The sequence below is a fragment of the Microbacterium sp. genome, from assembly GCF_043427715.1.
Taxonomy (GTDB): domain Bacteria; phylum Actinomycetota; class Actinomycetes; order Actinomycetales; family Microbacteriaceae; genus Microbacterium.
On sequence record NZ_JBHWTD010000040.1, the window covers coordinates 1 to 19,898 of the forward strand.

Below are 19,898 nucleotides of genomic sequence, written 5' to 3' on the forward strand. Positions count from 1 at the left end.
CCAGAGTCGGCGCGAACTCGATCGCAGAACGACCCGCGATCAGCCCTCGAACCGCGCCCGCCCGCGTCGCCCACGGAATCTTCCTCGACACAACGAACCTCCTCGACGAGGTGTTGCGCTAGGACTCTGAAACCGCCGCCCACGAAGCGACCTCAACTGCCACCCGAGCGCCCCTCGAGCGACCCCAACTGTCACCCGAACGTCGCGGATGCCGCGCCGCAGCCCGTCAGCCCTCCAATCCATCCGCGCCCCCACACCCCAGGCACGAGAAAGGGCCCGCCCCGAAACGGGGGCGGGCCCTGAGTTCCCTCAGTGAGGGAGTCTTACTTGGCGTCGTCGCTCTCGACGGCTTCCTCAGCAGCAGCCTCCGCCGCGGCGCCCTCCTCGGGCGACTCGGCGCCGGCCTCAGCCGCGGGGGCCTCGGTCTCGGCGGTCTCGTCGGCGGCCGGAGCCTCGACGGTCTCCTCAGCGGCGGGCTCCTCGACAGCAGCGGCAGCCGGAGCTGCGGCAGCGGCCTTCTTCGAGGACTTCGCCTTCGGGGTGACGGGCTCGAGGACGAGCTCGATCACGGCCATGGGGGCGTTGTCACCCTTGCGGTTACCGACCTTCGTGATGCGGGTGTAGCCACCCTCACGCTCGGCGACCAGCGGCGCGATCTCGGCGAAGAGCTCGTGCACGACGTTCTTGTCGCCGATGACCGACAGCACCCGGCGACGGGCGTGCAGGTCGCCGCGCTTGGCGAACGTGACGAGGCGCTCCGCGAACGGACGCAGGCGCTTGGCCTTGGTCTCGGTCGTGGTGATCGACTTGTGGGTGAACAGCGAAGCGGCGAGGTTCGCCAGCATCAGACGCTCGTGTGCGGGGCCGCCGCCGAGGCGAGCACCCTTCGTGGGCTTGGGCATGTCATTTACTCCAGTTGAAAAGTGTCAGCGAGAGACCCGGGCGAGCCGGAGTCGACTCAAACGGTCTCGTCGTCGTATCCGCCGTAGAAGTGCGCACCGTCGAACCCGGGGACCGAGTCCTTCAGCGACAGGCCGAGGGAGACGAGCTTGTCGCGCACCTCGTCGACCGACTTCTGACCGAAGTTGCGGATGTTCATGAGCTGCGTCTCCGAGAGGGCGACGAGCTCCGACACCGTGTTGATGCCTTCGCGCTTGAGGCAGTTGTACGAACGGACCGACAGGTCGAGGTCCTCGATCGGCATCGACAGCTCGTTGGTCATGACCTCGGCGACCGGCGCGGGGCCGATCTCGATGCCCTCGGCCTCGACGTTCAGCTCGCGGGCGAGACCGAACAGCTCGACCAGCGTGCGACCGGCCGACGCGACGGCGTCACGGGGGCTGATCGAGGGCTTGGTCTCGACATCGAGGATGAGCTTGTCGAAGTCGGTGCGCTCACCGGCACGGGTGGCGTCGACGCGGTAGCTGACCTTGAGGACGGGCGAGTAGATCGAGTCGACCGGAATCTGGCCGGCCTCGGCGTACTCGTTGCGGTTCTGCGTCGCCGAGACGTAGCCACGGCCACGCTCGATCGTGAGCTCGAGCTCGAACTTCGCCGAGTCGTTGAGCGTCGCGATGACCAGCTCGGGGTTGTGCACCTCGACACCGGCCGGAGCGGAGATGTCCGCTGCCGTGACCTCGCCGGCACCCGTCTTGCGCAGGTACGCGGTGATGGGCTCGTCGCGCTCGCTCGAGACGACCAGCTGCTTGATGTTCAGGATGATCTCGGTGACGTCTTCCTTGACACCGGGGACCGTGCTGAACTCGTGCAGCACGCCGTCGACGCGGATGCTGGTGACCGCGGCACCCGGGATCGACGAGAGCAGGCTGCGGCGCAGCGCGTTGCCGATCGTGTAGCCGAAGCCCGGCTCCAGGGGCTCGACGACGAACCGGCTGCGGAACTCGCCGATCTTCTCCTCGGTAAGAGTGGGACGCTGTGCAATGAGCACTATGTGTTCCTTTCAGTCACGTGACCGCTATATGACACGTGCAGTTTCAAGAGGTGTTGAGTTGTGTCCCGGATGCCGGAAGGCGCACGAGTGCGCACCTCCCGGCATCCGGTGAAAAGCGATCAGACGCGGCGGCGCTTGGGGGGACGGCAGCCGTTGTGAGCCTGGGGCGTGACGTCCTGGATCGAGCCGACCTCGAGGCCGGCAGCCGTGAGCGAACGGATCGCGGTCTCGCGACCCGAACCCGGACCCTTCACGAAGACGTCGACCTTCTTGACGCCGTGCTCCTGCGCCTGGCGCGCAGCGGACTCGGCAGCCATACCGGCGGCGTACGGGGTCGACTTGCGCGAGCCCTTGAAGCCCACGCCACCCGACGAGGCCCAGGCGATGACGGCGCCGGTCGGGTCGGTGATCGAAACGATGGTGTTGTTGAACGTCGACTTGATGTGGGCGTGACCCAGCGCGATGTTCTTCTTCTCCTTGCGGCGCGGCTTGCGCGCAGCGGACTTGGCCTGTGCCATGTGAGTGTTCTCCTAAACCTGTGGCGGCCGCGCTTTAGCGCGCCTTCTTCTTGCCGGCGACGGTGCGCTTGGGACCCTTGCGGGTACGCGCGTTGGTCTTCGTGCGCTGGCCGCGCACCGGGAGGCCGCGACGGTGGCGGAGACCCTCGTACGAGCCGATCTCGACCTTGCGGCGGATGTCTGCGGCGACCTCGCGGCGCAGGTCACCCTCCACCTTGTAGGTGCCTTCGATGTGGTCGCGGAGTGCGACGAGCTGCTCGTCGGTGAGGTCCTTGACACGGATCGACTCATCGATACCGGTCGAGCTGAGGATCTCGACGGAGCGGGTACGGCCGATGCCGTAGATGTAGGTGAGGGCGATCACCACGCGCTTGTCGCGCGGGATGTCAACGCCGGCAAGACGTGCCATGCGATGTCTCCTAGGAGTCAGTGGAGGTGTGGAGCAGGATCGGTGCCCGGGCCTCCGACCCGAGGTGTCCCCCGCGGTGCGGGTTCTGATCCTGCCGAGATGTGTATTGAGTTATGAGCTTGCGGGGCCGCGCGGACGCGGCATCCGATCAGCCCTGGCGCTGCTTGTGACGCGGGTTCGACTTGCAGATGACCATGACGCGACCGTGGCGACGGATGACCTTGCAGTGGTCGCAGATGGGCTTGACGGAGGGGTTGACCTTCATGATGTTCCTGATTCGCTGTCTTCGCCGACGCACCAGATGATGCGGGGCGTTACTTCTCGACCGGTCTCAGCGGTAGCGGTAGACGATGCGACCACGCGTGAGGTCGTAGGGCGACAGCTCCACGACGACGCGGTCCTCGGGGATGATGCGGATGTAGTTCTGCCGCATCTTGCCGGAGATCGTGGCGAGGACCTTGTGACCGTTGCTCAGCTCAACGCGGAACATCGCATTGGGCAGGGCCTCGGAGATCACACCTTCGATCTCGATGACACCGTCTTTCTTCGCCATACGCTCGCTTACAGTTGGCAGACCGGTCGGTCTGCGGTTGATGGGGATGTGGTGACACGCCGAGAAAGGCGCAAGGCACCAAAGATTCAGTGTAGGTGATATTTTCCCGCCCCGCCACTTCGGGCGTGTCGCCCCGCCGCCCCGCGTCTGCGCTCCGCGCTCTGCGCCCCGCGCACTCTGCGCCCCCGCGTCTGCGCCCCGCGCTCTGCGCGCTGTCGCACCGCGGCATCCGCTTCCCGCGAGAAATCAATCGAGCGCGATAAACCAGTCCAGCGATGATGTCTCGCGCCCGAGAGTGTTTTTCGCGAGCGGATGCCGCTTCCCCGCCAGCCGGTCCACGCGAGGCCGCACAGGACGCCACCCCCTGCACACCGCCCGGGCGGGCCGCGCTCTCCACAGCCCAGCGCCCGCACACCCGGGTCCCCTGCGGGGGCGAGCACGCTGGGCACATGCCGCTCGAGCGCTCACCCCTGCCGCTGGTTCCCGCCGCTGATGCCAGACTCGCGGGGATCCCGGTGCGAACGGAGAGGTACCACCGTGTGCGGCGCGGGATCTACGCCGACGCGGCAGCCTGGACCGCACTCTCTCCATGGGATCGGTATGCCGCACGGGTCGCGGCGTTTCATCAGCGGCATCCGGACGCCATTCTGTGTCTCGAGTCGGCCGCGGTGGCGCACGATCTGCCCACGTTCGGCGAGCCCCGAGACATCCACGTTTTCGATCCCGACCGTGCGGCGTCGCGGCGGTTCGGCGACGTCTGCGTGCACACTGCCGTCGACGGGCGCGAGACCACGACCCTGGGCGGGGTCGCGGCGACCACCCGCGACGACACCGCCCTCGACCTGATCCGCGTGCTTCCGATCGGGTACGGTCTCGCCGTCGCCGACGCCGCGTTGCGCGCCGGCGCGCTCCGCGAAGACCTCATGGATCGCGCGGCCGCTCAACGTTCTCAGCGCGGAAAGCGGCGCCTTCGATGGACGCTTCCCCGAGCGGATGCCGCGTCGGAATCAGCCGGCGAAAGCATCAGCCGCGCGGGCATGGAGGTCGGGGGGTTCGAACGCCCAGAGCTGCAGGTCGTCTTCACCTACGAGTGCGTGACCGACCGGGTCGATTTCTCGTTCCGCAGCATCCGTGTGCTCGGGGAGTCGGACGGCTGGGGCAAGTACGACCTCTCCGACCCGGCGGCGGCCGAGCGCCACCTCAGGAACGAGAAACGGCGCGAGGACCGCCTCCGCCGACACGGGCACGGCTTCGCGAGGTGGGAGTACCGCGACGCGTGCAGGGTGACTCCCATGGCCCGCGCACTCGTGGCCGCCGGCGTCCACCCGCGTTACCCCGCGTCGCCCGCGCTCGCGGCGACCCTTACCCGCAACCCGCGCTCGCTCCGGTAAGCCCCGACGGGGCGCGTCACCACGCCGAGAAACCAATCCTGCGCGACAAACCATCGCAGCGCAGATGCTTCGCGCCGCGCGTGGTTTCTCGAGGCGAGCGCGACGCCGCACCACCCCCGCCCGTCAGCCCAGGCGCGCGACCAGGTCGGCCTGGGGGTCGCCGGTCACGGTGACGTACTCGCCGTTGACGACGAGGGTCGGGGTGCCGGCGCCGCCGCTGGGGCTCTCCGGGATCGAGGTGGTCTGCTCGGCGACGAGGTCGTCCCAGGTGCGGTCCGCGATGCAGTCCGCAGCGCCGGAAGCACCGGCATCCGTCGCGAGTTCCGTCAGCTGCTCGTCGGTCAGGCCCGCGCCCGACGGCTTGAGCGCGAACAGCTCGACGTAGAACGGGAACGCCGCCTCGGGCTCGTCATCCGCGACGCAGTACAGCGCGTTCGATGCGCGCTTGGAGAAGTCCGTGCCCGACGCGGCGTTCAAGCCGGACAGCGCCACCGGGTGCAGGTTCAGGGTCGCCGCCTCAGAGGTCACGAGGTTCGAGATCGTGTCACCGTACACGTCCTCGAAGTTCTGGCAGTGACTGCAGTAGAAGTCGAAGTACAGGTCGATCTCGTCTGCGCCTCCGCCGACGACGATCGCACCGCTCTCCTGGTCGATCCCCGCACTCCCGGGACGCGCCGCAGGCGCCGAGGCGGAGTTGTTCATCCACACCACGAGGCCGATCACCAGCGCGAGCACCACGATGACCGCGACGCTGATCCAGATCGCGAACCAGTTCTTCTTACCGGATGCCGTTGCCACAGCCCACTCCTCAATCGATGGCCACGGGCGTCACGCCGAACGGCGCCAGCCCCGCAGCTCCTCCGTCGGGCGCGGTGAGCACCCAGATGCCCTTGTCATGCACCGCGACGCTGTGCTCCCAGTGCGAGCCGTCGCCGCCGTCCACCGTGGAGACGGTCCAGTCGTCGTCCTCCACGAGCGTCGCCTCGTCACCGGAGACGACCATCGGCTCGATCGCGAGGCAGAGCCCCGGCTTGACCTCGGGTCCGAGGTCGGCGACGCGGTAGTTGAAGACGGTCGGGCCTTCGTGCATCTTGCGGCCGATGCCGTGACCGACATAGTCGCGAAGGATGCCGTAGCCCTCCCCCGAAGATTCGATGTACGTCTGCACGGCGTCGCCGATCTCGCCCACGCGCGACGCCGAGGCCATCGCGGCGATGCCCGCCCACAGTGACCCCTCGGTCACGTCGGACAGTCGCTGACGCGCGGCCACGAGGTCGGGCCGGCTCGGGTCCGGCACCACGATGGTGATGGCCGAGTCGCCGTTCCATCCCTGGAACTGCGCGCCGCAGTCGATCGAGACGATGTCGCCGGGCTGGAGCACGCGCTCACCGGGGATACCGTGGACGACCTGCTCGTTCACCGAGATGCACGTGGTGTGCCGGTATCCGCGGACGAGCTTGAAGTTCGACTCGGCGCCGCGGGCCACGATGGTGTCGTAGGCGATCGCGTCGATCTCGGCCGTGGTGGCACCGGCGACGACGGCGGGCCGGAGCGCTTCGAGCGCCGCGGCGGTGATGAGACCGGGTTCGACCATCGCCCGCAGCTGTGCGGGGGTCTTGTAGATGGAGCGGCGGAACGCCATCAGGCCGAGATGCCACGCGCGGCGAGGGCCGCAGTGATGCGCTCGGTGATCTCGTCGAGCGAGCCCACGCCGTCGATCTCGTCGACGACACCGCGCTCGCGGTAGACGTTGAGGATCGGGGCGGTCTCCGACTCGTAGATCGCAAGACGCTTCGCGATCGACTCCTCGTTGTCGTCGGCGCGGCCCTGCTCGGCAGCGCGCAGCGACAGACGGGAGATCGACTCCTCACGCGGAACGGAGAGCTCGATGACGGCCGTGAGGGCTTCGCCACGCGCTCCGAGGAACGCGTCGAGGTCGCCGACCTGGCCGAGGTTGCGCGGGTACCCGTCGAGGAGGAAGCCGTTCGCGGCATCCGCCTGCTCCAGACGATCGCGCACGATCTCGCTGGTCAGCTCGTCGGGAACGAGGTCGCCGGCGTCGATGATCGCCTTGACCTTCAGACCCAGCTCGGTGCCCTCTTTGACGTTCGCGCGGAACACGTCACCGGTGGACACTGCCGGGATCCCCAGCGCCTCTGCGATACGGGCACCCTGGGTGCCCTTGCCGGAGCCCTGGGGTCCGATGATCAGGAGGCGAGCGGGGGTCGACGTCATCGCAGAAGTCCTTCGTAGTGTCGCTGCTGGAGTTGGGCGTCGATCTGCTTCACGGTCTCCAGACCCACACCGACGATGATGAGGATCGACGCGCCACCGAACGGGAAGTTCTGGTTCGCACCGACCGTCGCCAGCGCGATGAGCGGAAGCAGAGCGATGAGGCCGAGGTAGATCGACCCGGGCAGGGTGATGCGGGTCAGCACGTAGTCGAGGTACTCGGCGGTGGGACGGCCTGCACGGATGCCGGGGATGAACCCGCCGTACTTCTTCATGTTGTCGGCGACCTCGACCGGGTTGAACGTGATCGCGACGTAGAAGTAGGTGAAGCCGATGATGAGGAGGAAGTAGACCGCCATGTAGAGCGGGTGGTCACCGGTGGTGAAGTTCGACTGGATCCAGCTGACCCAGCCCGGCAGCGAGCCGTCTTCGGCGGGCGTTGCGTTGAACTGCGCGATGAGCGCGGGGATGTACAGCAGCGACGACGCGAAGATGACGGGCACGACGCCGGCCATGTTCACCTTGATCGGGATGTAGGTGTTGGATCCGCCGAGGGTGCGCCGCCCGACCATGCGCTTGGCGTACTGCACCGGAATGCGGCGCTGCGACTGCTCGACGAACACGACCAGGGCGACGGTCAGGATGCCGACGGCCAACACGAGGAGGAAGATCTCGAAGCTGCGCGCCAGGGCGATGCCCCACATCGCGGACGGGAACGTCGCGGCGATGGAGGTGAAGATGAGCAGCGACATGCCGTTGCCGATGCCGCGCTCGGTGACGAGTTCAGCCATCCACATGATGAGGCCGGTACCGGCGGTCATCGTCATGATCATGAGGAGCTGGGCCCACCAGGCCTCGTCGGTGAGGAGCTGCTCACACTCGGCGATGCCGGTGATGCCGAACAGCTGACCCGAACGGGCGACGGTGACCAGAGTGGTCGACTGCAGCAGCGCGAGGGCGATGGTGAGGTAGCGGGTGTACTGGGTCAGCTTGGCCTGGCCGGCCTGACCCTCCTTGTACAGCGTCTCGAAGTGCGGGATCACCACGCGCAGCAACTGCACGATGATCGTGGCCGTGATGTACGGCATCACGCCGAGGGCGAAGATGGACAGCTGCAGCAGCGCGCCACCCGAGAACAGGTTGACGAGCGAGAGCAGACCCTCGGTCGAGCCGGACTGTGCGAGGCAGGACTGCACGTTCGGGAAGTCGACGAACGGCGTCGGGATGTGCGCACCGAAGCGGTAGATCGCGATGATGCCGAGCGTGAAGCCGATCTTCCGACGCAGATCCGGAGTGCGGAAGACCCGCGCGATGGCGCTGAACAAGGGATTTCCTCCAGTGGGATGCCGGGCACGTCGGGACGCACCGCATTCCAACATACGGCAACAGGGGCCGGAGGTTATCCTCCGGCCCCTGCCGACGCGATTACTTGATCGAACCGCCTGCGGCGACGATCTTCTGCTCGGCCGAACCCGAGACCTTGTCGACGGAGACCGTCAGCGCGACCGAGATGTCGCCGGTGCCGAGCACCTTGACCTTCTCGTTCTTGCGGACGGCACCCTTCGCGACGAGGTCGGCGACGGTCACGTCGCCACCGGTCGGGTACAGCTCGGCGAGCTTGTCGAGGTTGACCACCTGGTACTCGACGCGGAACGGGTTCTTGAACCCGCGCAGCTTCGGCGTACGCATGTGGAGGGGCATCTGCCCACCCTCGAAGCCCACCTTGACGGTGTTGCGGGCCTTGGTGCCCTTGGTTCCGCGGCCCGCGGTCTTACCCTTGGAGCCCTCACCGCGACCGACACGGGTCTTCGCGACGTTGGCGCCGGGGACCGGACGCAGGTGGTGGACCTTGAGCACGCCGGGGCGCGAGGCCGGGGCGGCCTTCTTGGCGGCAGGCTTCGCAGCCGCCTTGGATGCTGCCTTCTTGGCAGCGGGCTTCTTGGCAGGAGCCTCGACGGTCTCGACCGTCTCGTCCTTCTTCTCAGCCATCAGTCGATCTCCTCAACCTTCACGAGGTGCGCGACGGTCTTGATGTATCCGCGCGTCTGCGCGTCATCGGGACGAACGACGGAGTCGTTGATCCGCTTCAGACCGAGCGAACGCAGCGTGTCACGCTGGTTCTGCTTCTCGCTCACCTTGGACTTGACCTGCGTAACCTTCAGACGGCTCGCCATCACGCACCTGCCTTCTGTGCCGCTGCGGCCTTGGCCTCGTTGCGGATGATGATGCTCGGCACGACGGCGTCGTAGTCGAGACCACGACGGGCGGCCACGGCGCGGGGCTCCTCGAGGCTCTTCAGAGCCGTGACGGTCGCGTGCACGATGTTGATCGTGTTCGACGAGCCGAGCGACTTCGAGAGGACATCGTGGATGCCGGCGCACTCGAGGACGGCGCGAACCGGACCACCGGCGATGACACCGGTACCGGCAGCGGCCGGACGGAGCAGCACGACGCCGGCAGCGGCCTCACCCTGCACGGGGTGCGGGATGGTGGAGCCGACGCGGGGCACGCGGAAGAAGTTGCGCTTGGCCTCTTCGACACCCTTCGAGATGGCGAGGGGCACTTCGCGCGCCTTGCCGTAGCCGACGCCGACGAGGCCGTTGCCGTCACCCACGACGACGAGCGCCGTGAAGCTGAAGCGGCGGCCACCCTTGACGACCTTCGACACGCGGTTGATCGTGACGACGCGCTCGAGGAACTGGTTGTCGCCACGGTCGCGCGAGTTGCGGTCTCCGCGGGTCTGGCTGCGCTCGCGGCCACCGCGACGCGGCTCGCGCTCGCGCTCGGCGGGCGCCTCAGCGGCAGCCGTGGTGGGCTGCTCGGTCGCAGTCACTTCGTTCTCCTTGTTTTCGGTCACAGGTTCAGACCTCCCTCGCGAGCGCCATCGGCGATCGCAGCGACGCGGCCTGCGTAGCGGTTGCCACCACGGTCGAACACGACGTCGACGATGCCGGCGGCCTTGGCGCGCTCGGCGACGAGCTCGCCGACCTTACGGGCCTTGGCAGTCTTGTCACCGTCGAACACGCGCAGGTCGGCCTCGAGGGTCGATGCGGATGCCACGGTGTTGCCCTTGCTGTCGTCGACCAGCTGGACGAAGACGTGGCGGGCGGAACGGGTCACGACGAGGCGCGGGCGCGCCTCGGTGCCCACGATCTTCTTGCGAAGACGCGCGTGACGACGCGAGCGGGCGTCGGACTTCGACTTCACAGCCATGATTACTTACCAGCCTTTCCGGCCTTGCGGCGCACGACCTCGCCCGCGTACCGCACACCCTTGCCCTTGTACGGCTCGGGCTTGCGGATCTTGCGGATGTTGGCGGCGGCTTCGCCGACGGCCTGCTTCGAGATACCGGCGACGGTCACCTTGTTGTTGCCCTCGACGGTGAGCGTGATGCCCTCCGGAGCCTCAACCAGGACGGGGTGCGAGAAGCCGAGGGCGAACTCGACCGCCGTGCCCTTCTGGGCGACGCGGTAACCGGTTCCGACGACCTCGAGGCCCTTGGTGTAGCCCTGGGTGACGCCGATGATGTTGTTGTTGATCAGGGTGCGGGTGAGCCCGTGCAGAGCGCGCGAGTCGCGCTCGTCGTCGGGACGGGTGACGAGAACCTGGTTCTCCTCGACCGCAACCTCGATGGGGCGCGCCACGGTGAGCGACAGCTCACCCTTGGGGCCCTTGACGGTGACGTCCTGGCCGGCGACCGAAACGGTCACACCGGCGGGGATGTCGATGGGAAGTCGTCCAATACGCGACATCTCAGATCACCACACGTAGGCGAGGACTTCCCCGCCGACGCCCTTCTGCTCAGCCTGGCGGTCCGTGAGGAGGCCAGAGGAGGTGGACAGGATCGCCACGCCGAGGCCACCGAGGACCTTGGGGAGCTCGGTCGACTTCGCGTACACGCGGAGACCGGGCTTCGAGACGCGCTTGATGCCGGCAATCGACCGCTCGCGGTTCGGGCCGTACTTCAGCGTGAGGGTGAGGGTCTGGCCGACACGGGCGTCCGAGACCTCCCAGCCGGCGATGTAGCCCTCCTGCTGGAGGATCTCGGCGATGTGAGTCTTGAGCTTGGAGCTCGGCAGCGCGACGGAGTCGTGGTGCGCGGAGTTCGCGTTGCGCAGACGGGTCAGCAGATCTGCGACCGGGTCTGTCATCGTCATAGGTGTTGTCCTTTAGTCATGAGGTTTCGGAAGCCGTTACACGACAGCCGACCTTCTATGAATTGCGATATTCAGTTGTGCAGTCGTTCGGCCCCGGAGCACGCCCCGAGGCCGAACGATCGATTCTACCTGATTACGCCTGAGCGTCCGTCGCGGTGAACGGGAAGCCGAGGTGCTTCAGGAGTGCACGGCCTTCGGCATCGGTCTTCGCCGAGGTGACGACCGTGATGTCGAAGCCGCGGACGCGGTCGATCTTGTCCTGGTCGATCTCGTGGAACACCGACTGCTCCTGCAGGCCGAACGTGTAGTTGCCGTTGCCGTCGAACTGCTTCGGCGACAGGCCGCGGAAGTCGCGGATGCGGGGCAGCGACAGGTTGACGAGACGGTCGACGAACTCCCACGCACGGTCACCGCGGAGGGTGACGTGGGCACCGATGGCCTGGCCCTCGCGCAGCTTGAACTGCGCGATGGACTTGCGGGCCTTGGTGACGACGGGCTTCTGGCCGGTGATCTTGGTGAGGTCCTCGACCGCACCATCGATCACCTTGCTGTCGCGCGCAGCCTCACCGACACCGGTGTTGACGACGACCTTGACGAGACCGGGGATCTGCATGACGTTCGCGTAACCGAACTCTTCCTGCAGAGCCTTCTTGATCTCGCTCTGGTACTTCTGCTTCAGGCGGGGCTGGACTCGAGCCGAAAGCGAGCCTTCGGCCGCAGGGCCAGCCGCGGTGTCAATTGAGTTGCTCATGTTCAGAGGTCCTTGCCGCTCTTCTTGGCGTAGCGGACGCGAACGGTGCGCTTGACGCCGTCCTTCGTCTGCTCCTCGACGCGGTGGCCGACACGGGTCGGCTTCTTGGTCGACGGGTCGACCAGCGCCACGTTGGAGATGTGGATCGGGGCTTCCATCGTCTCGAGGCCGCCCGTCTTGGTGCCGCGCTGCGACTGGCCGACGCGGACGTGCTTCGTGACGTAGTTCACGCCCTCCACCACGACGCGGTTCTGCTCGACGAGGACCTCGAGGACCTTGCCCTGCTTGCCGCGGTCGCCGCCCTTGTCCTGCTTGCGGCCACTGATGACTTGAACCAGGTCACCCTTCTTGATGTGCGCCATGATCAGATGACCTCCGGTGCCAGCGAGACGATCTTCATGAACTTCTTGTCGCGAAGCTCACGGCCGACCGGCCCGAAGATACGGGTGCCGCGGGGCTCCCCGTCGTTCTTCAGGATGACGGCGGCGTTCTCGTCGAACTTGATGTACGAACCGTCGGGACGACGGGTCTGCTTGACAGTGCGGACGATGACGGCCTTGACGACGTCACCCTTCTTGACGTTGCCGCCGGGGATCGCGTCCTTGACGGTCGCCACGATGATGTCACCCACGCCGGCGTAACGGCGACTGGAGCCACCGAGCACGCGGATCGTGAGCAGCTCCTTGGCGCCGGTGTTGTCGGCGACCTTGAGGCGAGACTCGTTCTGAATCATTGGTTACTTCGCCTTCTCGAGAATCTCGACCAGGCGCCAGCGCTTGGTGGCGCTGAGCGGACGGGTCTCGTTGATGAGGACGAGGTCGCCGATGCCGGCGGTGTTCTGCTCGTCGTGAGCCTTCACCTTCGACGTGCGGCGCATGACCTTGCCGTAGAGCGGGTGCTTCACGCGGTCCTCGACCTCGACGACGATGGTCTTGTCCATCTTGTCGCTGACGACGTAGCCACGACGCGCCTTGCGGTAACCGCGGGCGTTCTCGTCGCGGACGTCGTGGGCGGCCGACTCGTGGCCGGCCTGCACAGCATCCTTCTTCTCAGCCATCACTCGGCCTCTTCCTTCGCAGCCTCGTCAGCGGCATCCGCCTTCTTGGCCTTCGTCTTCTTCGCCTTCGTGGCCGTCTCGACCGGAGCGGGCGTGGCACGGATGCCGAGCTCGCGCTCACGGATGACGGTGTAGAGCCGCGCGATGTCGCGCTTGACCGCACGGATGCGGCCGTGGCTCTCGAGCTGGCCGGTGGCCGACTGGAAGCGCAGGTTGAACAGCTCTTCCTTGGCCTTGCGCAGCTCCTCCACAAGGCGCTGGTCTTCGAACGTGTCCAGCTCGCTCGGGGCGAGCGTCTTGGTGCCGACAGCCATTACGCGTCGCCCTCCTCGCGCTTGATGATGCGTGCCTTGAGCGGCAGCTTGTGAATGGCACGGGTCAGGGCCTCACGAGCGAGTTCCTCGTTGACGCCCGCGACCTCGAAGAGGACGCGACCCGGCTTGACGTTTGCGACCCACCACTCCGGCGAACCCTTACCGGAACCCATGCGGGTTTCGGCCGGCTTCTTGGTGAGCGGACGGTCGGGGTAGATGTTGATCCACACCTTTCCGCCACGCTTGATGTGACGCGTCATGGCGATACGAGCGGACTCGATCTGACGGTTGGTCACGTAAGCGGGCGTGAGGGCCTGGATGCCGAACTCGCCGAAGCTGACCTTCGTGCCACCGGTGGCGGCACCGTCACGCTTGGGGTGGTGCTGCTTGCGGTACTTGACCTTGCGGGGAATAAGCATCAGGCAGACGCTCCTTCTGCGACGGGGGCCTCGTTGCGGCGGTCGTTGCGGGGACCACGACGGTCGTCGCGACGACGGTCCGACTTGGGCGCGTTGGCCTGCTCGCGAGCGAGCTCCTTGTTGGTGAGGTCGCCCTTGTAGATCCAGACCTTCACGCCGATGCGGCCGAAGGTGGTCTTCGCCTCGTAGAAGCCGTAGTCGATGTTCGCGCGGAGGGTGTGCAGGGGCACACGGCCTTCGCGGTAGAACTCCGAGCGGCTCATCTCGGCGCCGCCGAGGCGGCCGGAGACCTGGATGCGGATGCCCTTGGCACCGGCACGCTGGGCGCCCTGCAGACCCTTGCGCATGGCGCGACGGAACGCGACACGTGCGGAGAGCTGCTCGGCGATTCCCTGCGCGACCAGCTGAGCGTCAGCCTCGGGGTTCTTGACCTCGAGGATGTTCAGCTGGATCTGCTTGCCGGTGAGCTTCTCGAGGTCGGTGCGGATGCGCTCGGCCTCGGCGCCACGGCGGCCGATGACGATGCCCGGACGGGCGGTGTGGATGTCGACGCGGACGCGGTCACGCGTGCGCTCGATCTCGATGTTGCTCACGCCGGCACGGTCGAGCGACGTCGTCAACAGACGACGGATCTTGACGTCCTCGGCCACGTAGTCGGCGTAGCGCTGCCCGGGCTTGGTGGAGTCCGAGAACCAACGCGACACGTGGTCGGTGGTGATGCCGAGGCGGAAGCCGTACGGGTTGACCTTCTGTCCCATTACTTGCTCGCCTTCTTGTCCTTGGCAGCAGCCGGCTCAGCGACCGCGGGGGTCGAGAGCACAACCGTGATGTGGCTGGTGCGCTTCTTGATCTGGAACGCGCGACCCTGGGCACGGGGCTGGAAACGCTTGAGCGTCGTGCCCTCGTCCACGTACGCGTTGGCCACGTACAGGTCCTGCTCGTCCAGGAACTCGTTGTCCTTGTCGGCCTTCACGCGGGCGTTGGCGACCGCCGAAGCAACGAGCTTGTAGATCGGCTCGCTGGCACCCTGGGGAGCGAACTTCAGGATGGCGAGAGCCTCCTGAGCCTGCTTGCCCTTGATGAGCGCGACGACACGACGAGCCTTCTGAGGGGTCACGCGGATGTGCTTCACGCGTGCGATGGATTCCACCATTACTACTCCTCCTCTTCCTCTCTCTGAGAGCGCCCCCGCCTTAGCGGCGGCGACCCTTCTTGTCGTCCTTCTCGTGGCCGCGGAAGGTGCGGGTGGGCGCGAATTCGCCCAGCTTGTGACCGACCATGGTCTCGGACACGAACACGGGGATGTGCTTGCGTCCGTCGTGAACGGCGATCGTGTGACCCAGCATGGCCGGGATGATCATCGAACGACGCGACCAGGTCTTGATGACGTTCTTGGTGCCGGCTTCGTTCTGCGAGACGACCTTGCGAAGCAGGTGCTCGTCGACGAAGGGGCCCTTCTTAAGGCTGCGAGGCATCTTCCTCTACTCCTACTTCCGCTTCTTGCCGGCGTTGCGACGGCGAACGATCAACTTGTCGCTTTCCTTGTTGGGGTGGCGGGTACGACCCTCAGCCTGGCCCCAAGGAGTGACGGGGTGACGACCACCGGAGGTCTTACCCTCACCACCACCGTGCGGGTGGTCGACCGGGTTCATGGCGACACCACGGACGGTCGGGCGGACACCCTTCCAGCGCTTGCGGCCGGCCTTGCCCCAGTTGATGTTCGACTGCTCGGCGTTGCCGACCTCGCCGATGGTCGCGCGGCAGCGCGCATCGACGTTGCGGATCTCGCCCGAGGGCAGACGCAGCTGGGCGTACGGGCCGTCCTTCGCGACGAGGCGGACCGACGCACCGGCCGAACGCGCCATCTTCGCGCCGCCGCCGGGACGGAGCTCGATGGCGTGGATGACGGTACCGGTGGGGATGTTCTTCAGCGGGAGGTTGTTTCCCGGCTTGATGTCCGCGCCGGCACCCGACTCGACGATGTCACCCTGCTGCAGCTTGTTCGGCGCGATGATGTAACGCTTCTCGCCGTCGAAGTAGTGCAGCAGCGCGATGCGTGCGGTGCGGTTGGGGTCGTACTCGATGTGAGCGACCTTGGCGTTGATGCCGTCCTTGTCGTTACGACGGAAGTCGATGACGCGGTACTGGCGCTTGTGGCCACCACCGATGTGACGGGTCGTGATGCGGCCCTGGTTGTTGCGGCCACCGGTCTTCGAAAGCGGGCGAAGGAGCGACTTCTCCGGCGTCGATCGGGTGATCTCAGCGAAGTCGGCAACCGACGAACCGCGACGACCGGGGGTCGTGGGCTTGTACTTGCGAATAGCCATGTCTCTAGTCCTCTATCCCAGCTGTCAGCCGACGGCCGTGAAGATGTCGATGGTGCCCGACTTCAGGGTCACGATGGCGCGCTTGGTGTCCTTGCGCTTGCCGGTGCCGAAGCGGGTGCGGCGGGCCTTGCCCGGTCGGTTGAGGGTGTTCACCGAAGCGACCTTGACGCCGAAGATCTTCTCGATGGCGAGCTTGATCTCGGTCTTGTCGGCGCGGGGGTCCACCAGGAAGGTGTACTTGCCCTCGTCGATGAGTCCGTAGCTCTTCTCCGAGACGACCGGCTTCAGGATGATGTCGCGCGGGTCCTTGTTGACGGTCATGCCGAGACCTCCTCGGTGACGCCGGCCTTCGCAGCGACGAACGCGTCGTAGGCGGCCTTGGTGAAGACGATGTCGTCCGAGACGAGCACGTCGTAAGCGTTGAGCTGGTCGAACGTCAGCACGTGGACGTACGCGAGGTTGCGGACGCTCTTGATGCTCAGCTCGTCATCACGGGTGATGACGACCAGGACGTTCTTCGTGGGCGCGAGAGCCGAGAGGACCGAGACAGCAGCCTTGGTCGACGGCGCGCCCTCGATCCCGAAGGAGTCGACGATGTGCAGACGGCCACCACGAGCACGGTCGCTGAGCGCACCCAGGAGGGCGGCGGCGATCATCTTCTTGGGGGTGCGCTGCGAGTAGTTGCGCGGCTTCGGGCCGTGGACGATGCCACCGCCGGTCATGTGCGGCGCGCGGATCGAGCCCTGACGGGCGTTACCCGTGCCCTTCTGCTTGAAGGGCTTGCGGCCGGCACCGGAAACCTCACCGCGACGCTTGGTCGAGTGGGTGCCCTGGCGAGCCGCGGCGAGCTGCGCCACGACGACCTGGTGGATGAGGGGGATGTTCGTCTTGACGTCGAACAGCGCGGCGGGCAGCTCCACGGAGCCGGCCTTCTTGCCGTCTGCCTTCACGACGTCGAGCGCGAGAGTCGAGTCAGCCATGATCAGGCACCCTTCACTGCGTTGCGGACGTAGACGATGCGGCCACGAGCACCGGGGACGGCGCCCTTGACGAGCAGCAGACCCTTCTCGGCGTCGACGGCGTGCACCGTGAGGTTGAGGACGGTCACGCGCTCGCCACCCATACGGCCGGCCATGCGCATGCCCTTGAAGACACGGCTCGGGGTCGACGACGCGCCGATCGAGCCGGGCTTGCGGTGGTTGCGGTGTGCACCGTGCGACGCCGAGACGCCCTTGAAGTTGTGACGCTTCATGACACCGGCGGTGCCCTTGCCCTTGCTGGTGCCGACGACGTCGACCAGTTGGCCGGCCTCGAACGTGCCGTCGACGGTGAGCTCCTGACCGAGTGAGTAGTCAGCGGCATCCGCCGTACGCACCTCGGTGAGGTGGCGACGCGGGGTCACACCGGCGGCCTCGAAGTGGGCCGTCTGGGGCTTGTTGACCTTGCGCGGGTCGATCTGCCCGTAGGCGATCTGCACGGCGTTGTAGCCGTCGCGCTCGGGGGTGCGCACCTGGGTCACCACGTTGGGGGCGACCTCGATGACGGTGACGGGAACGAGCTTGCCGTTCTCGTCCCAGACCTGGGTCATGCCGAGCTTGGTGCCGAGCAGGCCCTTGGAAACCTTGGAGTTGATGTCAGCCATGATCGACCTCAGAGCTTGATCTCGATGTTGACGTCAGCCGGCAGGTCGAGACGCATCAGCGAGTCGACGGCCTTGGGCGTCGGGTCGACGATGTCGATGAGGCGCTTGTGGGTGCGCATCTCGAAGTGCTCGCGGCTGTCCTTGTACTTGTGCGGCGAACGGATGACTGCGATCACGTTCTTCTCGGTCGGAAGGGGCACCGGGCCCACGACCGTCGCGCCCGCACGGGTCACGGTGTCGACGATTTTACGTGCCGACGAGTCGATGACCTCGTGGTCATACGACTTCAGGCGAATGCGGATCTTCTGTCCCGCCATTGTCTGCTCACTCTCTTTCTCGCGTCGTACCTCATGGGCATTGGACGCACGGGGCGCTTGCGCGCCGGGCACTTCGCCTCCGCCCGGAGGCGAGGGATGCAGCACCGCTGTTTTGATGTCAATCCGCGGGAGAACCCGCGGCATCCGCTCCCCCATCGCGCACGCAGGCGGATCCGTTTCCGGGTGGGGTGTGGGATGTGATGTTCTGCTGCCCGCGGCCTAGGTCATCGCGCGTCACCCGGAGGTTGCGCCGCCTATGCACTGCCCTGGCAGTGATCCCGCGCAATGCGCAGGAATGTGGAACCTGTACAGTCTACGTTCCCGTCGGGCGTGTCGCAAACCCGGGCGTGTCGCGATCTCGAGCAGAGAGCGGTTGCCGCCGGCGTGACGCAGCCGAGCTGGTCAGTGCGCCGCCCTGCCGGGCGCGATGACGGCGCCGAGCGTGCGGAAAAGGATGTGGAGGTCCTGGGTGAAGGACCAGTTCTCGACGTAATAGAGGTCGAGGCGGAGGGCGTCTTCCCACGACAGCGTCGAGCGCCCGCTCACCTGCCACAAGCCGCTCATCCCGGGCTTGACGCGGAGACGGCGATGGGCAGCGTCATCGTAAAGCGCCACTTCGGCAGCGCGTTGCGGTCGCGGCCCCACCAGGCTCATCGAACCGACGAGCACGTTGATCAGCTGCGGGAGCTCGTCGATCGAGTGCTTCCGGATGAACCGGCCGACCCGGGTGATGCGGGGATCCTCTTCCACTTTGAACAGTGGCGTGTCTGCCCGCCCCTGCAAATCGAGGAGGCTGGCGAGCTGGTCGTCAGCTTCGGCCACCATCGACCGGAACTTCAGCATGCCGAACTCGCGACCCTCCAGCCCGACACGGGCCTGGCGGAATATCACGGGCCCCGGAGTCTCGACCCGAATCGCCACGGCGACGATGATCATCAGGGGGAGGAAGATGACCAACAAGATCACTGCGGCTACAAGGTCGAACGCGCGCTTGGCGAAGCGACGCACGCCTTCCAACCGCGGGAACTCCACGTGAACGAGCGGGAGGCCCGCCGCGGGGCGGGAGTGGATGCGAGGACCAGCGATGTCCGTGAGCGCTGGGGCGACGACGAGATTGCCGTTTCGGTCCGCGACGTCCCAGCCGAGGCGCCGCACGGTCTCGGGCCTCAACTCGTCGGCGCCCGCGAGGATGACGGTGTCGGCGTCAGTGAGATCCATGGCCTCAATCGCATTCGAGAACCCACCGACCACCGGAATCCCGGCAATCGACGCTTCCACACGTCCCGTGCTGACCACACCCACGATGTCGAATCCGGAGTTCTCCGAGCGTCGGATCGCCCGGATGATGGACGCGGCTTTCGCCGGCTCGGCCACGACAAGTGCCCGGTAGACGTAGCGGGCCGACCGCTGCTGGCGCCGAAGCCACAGGCGCCAGAGAGCGCGCGATCCGATCAGCACGACCAAGCCGACCGGCATCGCGATGAGGAAGAGAGAGCGCGCCACCTCGATGCGCAGGAAGAACGCCGCCGTCACAAAGACGGTGAAGACCGCGACCGTCGCGCTGACGATCCGGCGGTATTCCTGCTCTCCGCTGCCGACGATGTTGCGATCGCGCGTCTCGAAGACCGCCATGGCCACCGCCCACACGATTCCGACCGTGACCAGCGCGGATGAGTAGGAGATGGTCGGTCCGCCTGGCCAAGTGACGTCGCTCTGATTTCCAGGCAAACCGAACGATCGGAAAGCGCCGAGGGTCGCTGCGATCATGAACAGGTCGCTGTAGGCAACCATCGCGCCGTACTTAGCGGGCCAGTCTCGGGACGAGCGGCGTGCCCGGACGAGCCGCGGAGCCGCTCCCAC

The 19,898-nt window shown here is 66.6% G+C and carries 32 protein-coding genes; 1 reads left to right on the forward strand and 31 read right to left on the reverse strand.

What is annotated here, in order from left to right:
* Positions 1-323 precede the first annotated feature (323 nt).
* The 6 genes from rplQ to infA form a co-directional block, all read right to left on the reverse strand.
* Positions 324-902: a 50S ribosomal protein L17 gene (gene rplQ, locus ACHFGS_RS03775; RefSeq protein WP_394278967.1), complete on the reverse strand. Its 579-nt coding sequence runs from the start codon at positions 900-902 to the stop codon at positions 324-326.
* A gap of 56 nt (positions 903-958) precedes the next feature.
* Entirely contained in the window at positions 959-1,948 is a 990-nt protein-coding gene (locus tag ACHFGS_RS03780) for a DNA-directed RNA polymerase subunit alpha (protein ID WP_394278968.1), read from the reverse strand.
* Between the two features lie 122 nt (positions 1,949-2,070).
* Positions 2,071-2,469: a 30S ribosomal protein S11 gene (gene rpsK, locus ACHFGS_RS03785; protein ID WP_394278969.1), complete on the reverse strand. Its 399-nt coding sequence runs from the start codon at positions 2,467-2,469 to the stop codon at positions 2,071-2,073.
* A 34-nt stretch (positions 2,470-2,503) separates the two neighbouring features.
* Positions 2,504-2,878, reverse strand: a complete 375-nt coding sequence (rpsM, locus tag ACHFGS_RS03790) for a 30S ribosomal protein S13 (protein ID WP_394278970.1) — start codon at positions 2,876-2,878, stop codon at positions 2,504-2,506.
* 148 nt (positions 2,879-3,026) lie between these two features.
* The gene (gene rpmJ / locus ACHFGS_RS03795) at positions 3,027-3,143 is read right to left on the reverse strand and encodes a 50S ribosomal protein L36 (RefSeq protein WP_005050492.1); all 117 of its coding nucleotides are present in this window, start codon (positions 3,141-3,143) and stop codon (positions 3,027-3,029) included.
* A gap of 66 nt (positions 3,144-3,209) precedes the next feature.
* Entirely contained in the window at positions 3,210-3,431 is a 222-nt protein-coding gene (infA, locus tag ACHFGS_RS03800) for a translation initiation factor IF-1 (protein ID WP_017201569.1), read from the reverse strand.
* A gap of 668 nt (positions 3,432-4,099) precedes the next feature.
* Here infA and ACHFGS_RS03805 point away from each other — a divergent pair.
* Complete coding sequence (locus ACHFGS_RS03805; RefSeq protein WP_394278971.1) at positions 4,100-4,822, forward strand: hypothetical protein; 723 nt, start codon at positions 4,100-4,102, stop codon at positions 4,820-4,822.
* Between the two features lie 123 nt (positions 4,823-4,945).
* Here the strand turns inward: ACHFGS_RS03805 and ACHFGS_RS03810 are convergent, their stop codons facing one another.
* The 25 genes from ACHFGS_RS03810 to ACHFGS_RS03930 form a co-directional block, all read right to left on the reverse strand.
* Positions 4,946-5,620: a DsbA family protein gene (locus ACHFGS_RS03810; RefSeq protein ID WP_394278972.1), complete on the reverse strand. Its 675-nt coding sequence runs from the start codon at positions 5,618-5,620 to the stop codon at positions 4,946-4,948.
* A gap of 10 nt (positions 5,621-5,630) precedes the next feature.
* Positions 5,631-6,464, reverse strand: a complete 834-nt coding sequence (gene map / locus ACHFGS_RS03815; RefSeq protein WP_394278973.1) for a type I methionyl aminopeptidase — start codon at positions 6,462-6,464, stop codon at positions 5,631-5,633.
* Complete coding sequence (locus tag ACHFGS_RS03820; protein WP_394278974.1) at positions 6,464-7,057, reverse strand: adenylate kinase; 594 nt, start codon at positions 7,055-7,057, stop codon at positions 6,464-6,466. The genes map and ACHFGS_RS03820 overlap by 1 nt, the downstream gene beginning before the upstream one ends.
* Positions 7,054-8,379 carry a preprotein translocase subunit SecY gene (secY, locus tag ACHFGS_RS03825; protein ID WP_394278975.1) on the reverse strand — a complete coding sequence of 442 codons (1,326 nt, stop codon included), beginning with the start codon at positions 8,377-8,379 and terminating at the stop codon, positions 7,054-7,056. The genes ACHFGS_RS03820 and secY overlap by 4 nt, the downstream gene beginning before the upstream one ends.
* 100 nt (positions 8,380-8,479) lie before the next feature.
* On the reverse strand, positions 8,480-9,043 hold the full coding sequence (gene rplO / locus ACHFGS_RS03830; protein ID WP_394278976.1) for a 50S ribosomal protein L15: 564 nt from the start codon (positions 9,041-9,043) through the stop codon (positions 8,480-8,482).
* Positions 9,043-9,228, reverse strand: coding sequence for a 50S ribosomal protein L30 (gene rpmD / locus ACHFGS_RS03835; protein WP_394278977.1), 186 nt, complete (start codon positions 9,226-9,228; stop codon positions 9,043-9,045). The genes rplO and rpmD overlap by 1 nt, the downstream gene beginning before the upstream one ends.
* Positions 9,228-9,911 carry a 30S ribosomal protein S5 gene (gene rpsE / locus ACHFGS_RS03840; protein ID WP_394278978.1) on the reverse strand — a complete coding sequence of 228 codons (684 nt, stop codon included), beginning with the start codon at positions 9,909-9,911 and terminating at the stop codon, positions 9,228-9,230. The genes rpmD and rpsE overlap by 1 nt, the downstream gene beginning before the upstream one ends.
* A complete protein-coding gene (gene rplR / locus ACHFGS_RS03845) occupies positions 9,908-10,267 on the reverse strand; it encodes a 50S ribosomal protein L18 (RefSeq protein ID WP_394278979.1) in 360 nt (119 codons plus the stop codon). Before rplR ends, rpsE begins: the two co-directional genes overlap by 4 nt.
* Positions 10,268-10,269: 2 nt before the next feature.
* Positions 10,270-10,806 (reverse strand): 50S ribosomal protein L6, encoded by a 537-nt coding sequence (gene rplF, locus ACHFGS_RS03850; RefSeq protein WP_394278980.1) that lies wholly within the window; start codon positions 10,804-10,806, stop codon positions 10,270-10,272.
* A 6-nt stretch (positions 10,807-10,812) separates the two neighbouring features.
* Positions 10,813-11,211 (reverse strand): 30S ribosomal protein S8, encoded by a 399-nt coding sequence (gene rpsH, locus ACHFGS_RS03855; RefSeq protein WP_394278981.1) that lies wholly within the window; start codon positions 11,209-11,211, stop codon positions 10,813-10,815.
* Between the two features lie 133 nt (positions 11,212-11,344).
* Complete coding sequence (rplE, locus tag ACHFGS_RS03860; RefSeq protein WP_394278982.1) at positions 11,345-11,962, reverse strand: 50S ribosomal protein L5; 618 nt, start codon at positions 11,960-11,962, stop codon at positions 11,345-11,347.
* Between the two features lie 2 nt (positions 11,963-11,964).
* Positions 11,965-12,324 carry a 50S ribosomal protein L24 gene (gene rplX, locus ACHFGS_RS03865; RefSeq protein WP_394289160.1) on the reverse strand — a complete coding sequence of 120 codons (360 nt, stop codon included), beginning with the start codon at positions 12,322-12,324 and terminating at the stop codon, positions 11,965-11,967.
* A 2-nt stretch (positions 12,325-12,326) separates the two neighbouring features.
* On the reverse strand, positions 12,327-12,695 hold the full coding sequence (gene rplN / locus ACHFGS_RS03870) for a 50S ribosomal protein L14 (RefSeq protein WP_394278984.1): 369 nt from the start codon (positions 12,693-12,695) through the stop codon (positions 12,327-12,329).
* A 3-nt stretch (positions 12,696-12,698) separates the two neighbouring features.
* Positions 12,699-13,019: a 30S ribosomal protein S17 gene (gene rpsQ / locus ACHFGS_RS03875; protein WP_394278985.1), complete on the reverse strand. Its 321-nt coding sequence runs from the start codon at positions 13,017-13,019 to the stop codon at positions 12,699-12,701.
* Positions 13,019-13,333, reverse strand: coding sequence for a 50S ribosomal protein L29 (gene rpmC, locus ACHFGS_RS03880; RefSeq protein WP_394278986.1), 315 nt, complete (start codon positions 13,331-13,333; stop codon positions 13,019-13,021). Before rpmC ends, rpsQ begins: the two co-directional genes overlap by 1 nt.
* A complete protein-coding gene (rplP, locus tag ACHFGS_RS03885) occupies positions 13,333-13,752 on the reverse strand; it encodes a 50S ribosomal protein L16 (RefSeq protein ID WP_184215346.1) in 420 nt (139 codons plus the stop codon). The genes rpmC and rplP overlap by 1 nt, the downstream gene beginning before the upstream one ends.
* Positions 13,752-14,510 (reverse strand): 30S ribosomal protein S3, encoded by a 759-nt coding sequence (gene rpsC / locus ACHFGS_RS03890; RefSeq protein ID WP_394278987.1) that lies wholly within the window; start codon positions 14,508-14,510, stop codon positions 13,752-13,754. The genes rplP and rpsC overlap by 1 nt, the downstream gene beginning before the upstream one ends.
* Positions 14,510-14,905: a 50S ribosomal protein L22 gene (gene rplV / locus ACHFGS_RS03895; RefSeq protein WP_394278988.1), complete on the reverse strand. Its 396-nt coding sequence runs from the start codon at positions 14,903-14,905 to the stop codon at positions 14,510-14,512. Before rplV ends, rpsC begins: the two co-directional genes overlap by 1 nt.
* A gap of 40 nt (positions 14,906-14,945) precedes the next feature.
* Positions 14,946-15,227, reverse strand: coding sequence for a 30S ribosomal protein S19 (gene rpsS, locus ACHFGS_RS03900; protein WP_018187348.1), 282 nt, complete (start codon positions 15,225-15,227; stop codon positions 14,946-14,948).
* Between the two features lie 12 nt (positions 15,228-15,239).
* On the reverse strand, positions 15,240-16,079 hold the full coding sequence (gene rplB / locus ACHFGS_RS03905; RefSeq protein WP_394278989.1) for a 50S ribosomal protein L2: 840 nt from the start codon (positions 16,077-16,079) through the stop codon (positions 15,240-15,242).
* A gap of 24 nt (positions 16,080-16,103) precedes the next feature.
* Positions 16,104-16,400, reverse strand: a complete 297-nt coding sequence (gene rplW, locus ACHFGS_RS03910; protein WP_283716012.1) for a 50S ribosomal protein L23 — start codon at positions 16,398-16,400, stop codon at positions 16,104-16,106.
* A complete protein-coding gene (rplD, locus tag ACHFGS_RS03915) occupies positions 16,397-17,059 on the reverse strand; it encodes a 50S ribosomal protein L4 (protein ID WP_394278990.1) in 663 nt (220 codons plus the stop codon). The genes rplW and rplD overlap by 4 nt, the downstream gene beginning before the upstream one ends.
* Before the next feature lie 2 nt (positions 17,060-17,061).
* The gene (gene rplC, locus ACHFGS_RS03920; RefSeq protein ID WP_394278991.1) at positions 17,062-17,721 is read right to left on the reverse strand and encodes a 50S ribosomal protein L3; all 660 of its coding nucleotides are present in this window, start codon (positions 17,719-17,721) and stop codon (positions 17,062-17,064) included.
* Between the two features lie 8 nt (positions 17,722-17,729).
* Positions 17,730-18,038, reverse strand: coding sequence for a 30S ribosomal protein S10 (gene rpsJ / locus ACHFGS_RS03925; protein WP_106816553.1), 309 nt, complete (start codon positions 18,036-18,038; stop codon positions 17,730-17,732).
* A gap of 402 nt (positions 18,039-18,440) precedes the next feature.
* Positions 18,441-19,829: a sugar transferase gene (locus ACHFGS_RS03930; protein WP_394278992.1), complete on the reverse strand. Its 1,389-nt coding sequence runs from the start codon at positions 19,827-19,829 to the stop codon at positions 18,441-18,443.
* Positions 19,830-19,898: the final 69 nt, after the last annotated feature.

Excerpts from the sequence above, each read along its gene's own strand:
- rplQ (WP_394278967.1), bottom strand. The coding sequence starts at position 902 with ATGCCCAAGCCCACGAAGGGTGCTCGCCTCGGCGGCGGCCCCGCACAC.
- rpsK (WP_394278969.1), bottom strand. The coding sequence starts at position 2,469 with ATGGCACAGGCCAAGTCCGCTGCGCGCAAGCCGCGCCGCAAGGAGAAG.
- rpsM (WP_394278970.1), bottom strand. The coding sequence starts at position 2,878 with ATGGCACGTCTTGCCGGCGTTGACATCCCGCGCGACAAGCGCGTGGTG.
- rpmJ (WP_005050492.1), bottom strand. The coding sequence starts at position 3,143 with ATGAAGGTCAACCCCTCCGTCAAGCCCATCTGCGACCACTGCAAGGTC.
- infA (WP_017201569.1), bottom strand. The coding sequence starts at position 3,431 with ATGGCGAAGAAAGACGGTGTCATCGAGATCGAAGGTGTGATCTCCGAG.
- map (WP_394278973.1), bottom strand. The coding sequence starts at position 6,464 with ATGGCGTTCCGCCGCTCCATCTACAAGACCCCCGCACAGCTGCGGGCG.
- ACHFGS_RS03820 (WP_394278974.1), bottom strand. The coding sequence starts at position 7,057 with ATGACGTCGACCCCCGCTCGCCTCCTGATCATCGGACCCCAGGGCTCC.
- rplO (WP_394278976.1), bottom strand. The coding sequence starts at position 9,043 with ATGGCTGAGAAGAAGGACGAGACGGTCGAGACCGTCGAGGCTCCTGCC.
- rpmD (WP_394278977.1), bottom strand. The coding sequence starts at position 9,228 with ATGGCGAGCCGTCTGAAGGTTACGCAGGTCAAGTCCAAGGTGAGCGAG.
- rplR (WP_394278979.1), bottom strand. The coding sequence starts at position 10,267 with ATGGCTGTGAAGTCGAAGTCCGACGCCCGCTCGCGTCGTCACGCGCGT.
- rplF (WP_394278980.1), bottom strand. The coding sequence starts at position 10,806 with ATGTCGCGTATTGGACGACTTCCCATCGACATCCCCGCCGGTGTGACC.
- rpsH (WP_394278981.1), bottom strand. The coding sequence starts at position 11,211 with ATGACGATGACAGACCCGGTCGCAGATCTGCTGACCCGTCTGCGCAAC.
- rplE (WP_394278982.1), bottom strand. The coding sequence starts at position 11,962 with ATGAGCAACTCAATTGACACCGCGGCTGGCCCTGCGGCCGAAGGCTCG.
- rplX (WP_394289160.1), bottom strand. The coding sequence starts at position 12,324 with ATGGCGCACATCAAGAAGGGTGACCTGGTTCAAGTCATCAGTGGCCGC.
- rplN (WP_394278984.1), bottom strand. The coding sequence starts at position 12,695 with ATGATTCAGAACGAGTCTCGCCTCAAGGTCGCCGACAACACCGGCGCC.
- rpsQ (WP_394278985.1), bottom strand. The coding sequence starts at position 13,019 with ATGGCTGAGAAGAAGGATGCTGTGCAGGCCGGCCACGAGTCGGCCGCC.
- rpmC (WP_394278986.1), bottom strand. The coding sequence starts at position 13,333 with ATGGCTGTCGGCACCAAGACGCTCGCCCCGAGCGAGCTGGACACGTTC.
- rplP (WP_184215346.1), bottom strand. The coding sequence starts at position 13,752 with ATGCTTATTCCCCGCAAGGTCAAGTACCGCAAGCAGCACCACCCCAAG.
- rpsC (WP_394278987.1), bottom strand. The coding sequence starts at position 14,510 with ATGGGACAGAAGGTCAACCCGTACGGCTTCCGCCTCGGCATCACCACC.
- rplV (WP_394278988.1), bottom strand. The coding sequence starts at position 14,905 with ATGGTGGAATCCATCGCACGCGTGAAGCACATCCGCGTGACCCCTCAG.
- rpsS (WP_018187348.1), bottom strand. The coding sequence starts at position 15,227 with ATGCCTCGCAGCCTTAAGAAGGGCCCCTTCGTCGACGAGCACCTGCTT.
- rplB (WP_394278989.1), bottom strand. The coding sequence starts at position 16,079 with ATGGCTATTCGCAAGTACAAGCCCACGACCCCCGGTCGTCGCGGTTCG.
- rplW (WP_283716012.1), bottom strand. The coding sequence starts at position 16,400 with ATGACCGTCAACAAGGACCCGCGCGACATCATCCTGAAGCCGGTCGTC.
- rplD (WP_394278990.1), bottom strand. The coding sequence starts at position 17,059 with ATGGCTGACTCGACTCTCGCGCTCGACGTCGTGAAGGCAGACGGCAAG.
- rplC (WP_394278991.1), bottom strand. The coding sequence starts at position 17,721 with ATGGCTGACATCAACTCCAAGGTTTCCAAGGGCCTGCTCGGCACCAAG.
- rpsJ (WP_106816553.1), bottom strand. The coding sequence starts at position 18,038 with ATGGCGGGACAGAAGATCCGCATTCGCCTGAAGTCGTATGACCACGAG.
- ACHFGS_RS03930 (WP_394278992.1), bottom strand. The coding sequence starts at position 19,829 with ATGGTTGCCTACAGCGACCTGTTCATGATCGCAGCGACCCTCGGCGCT.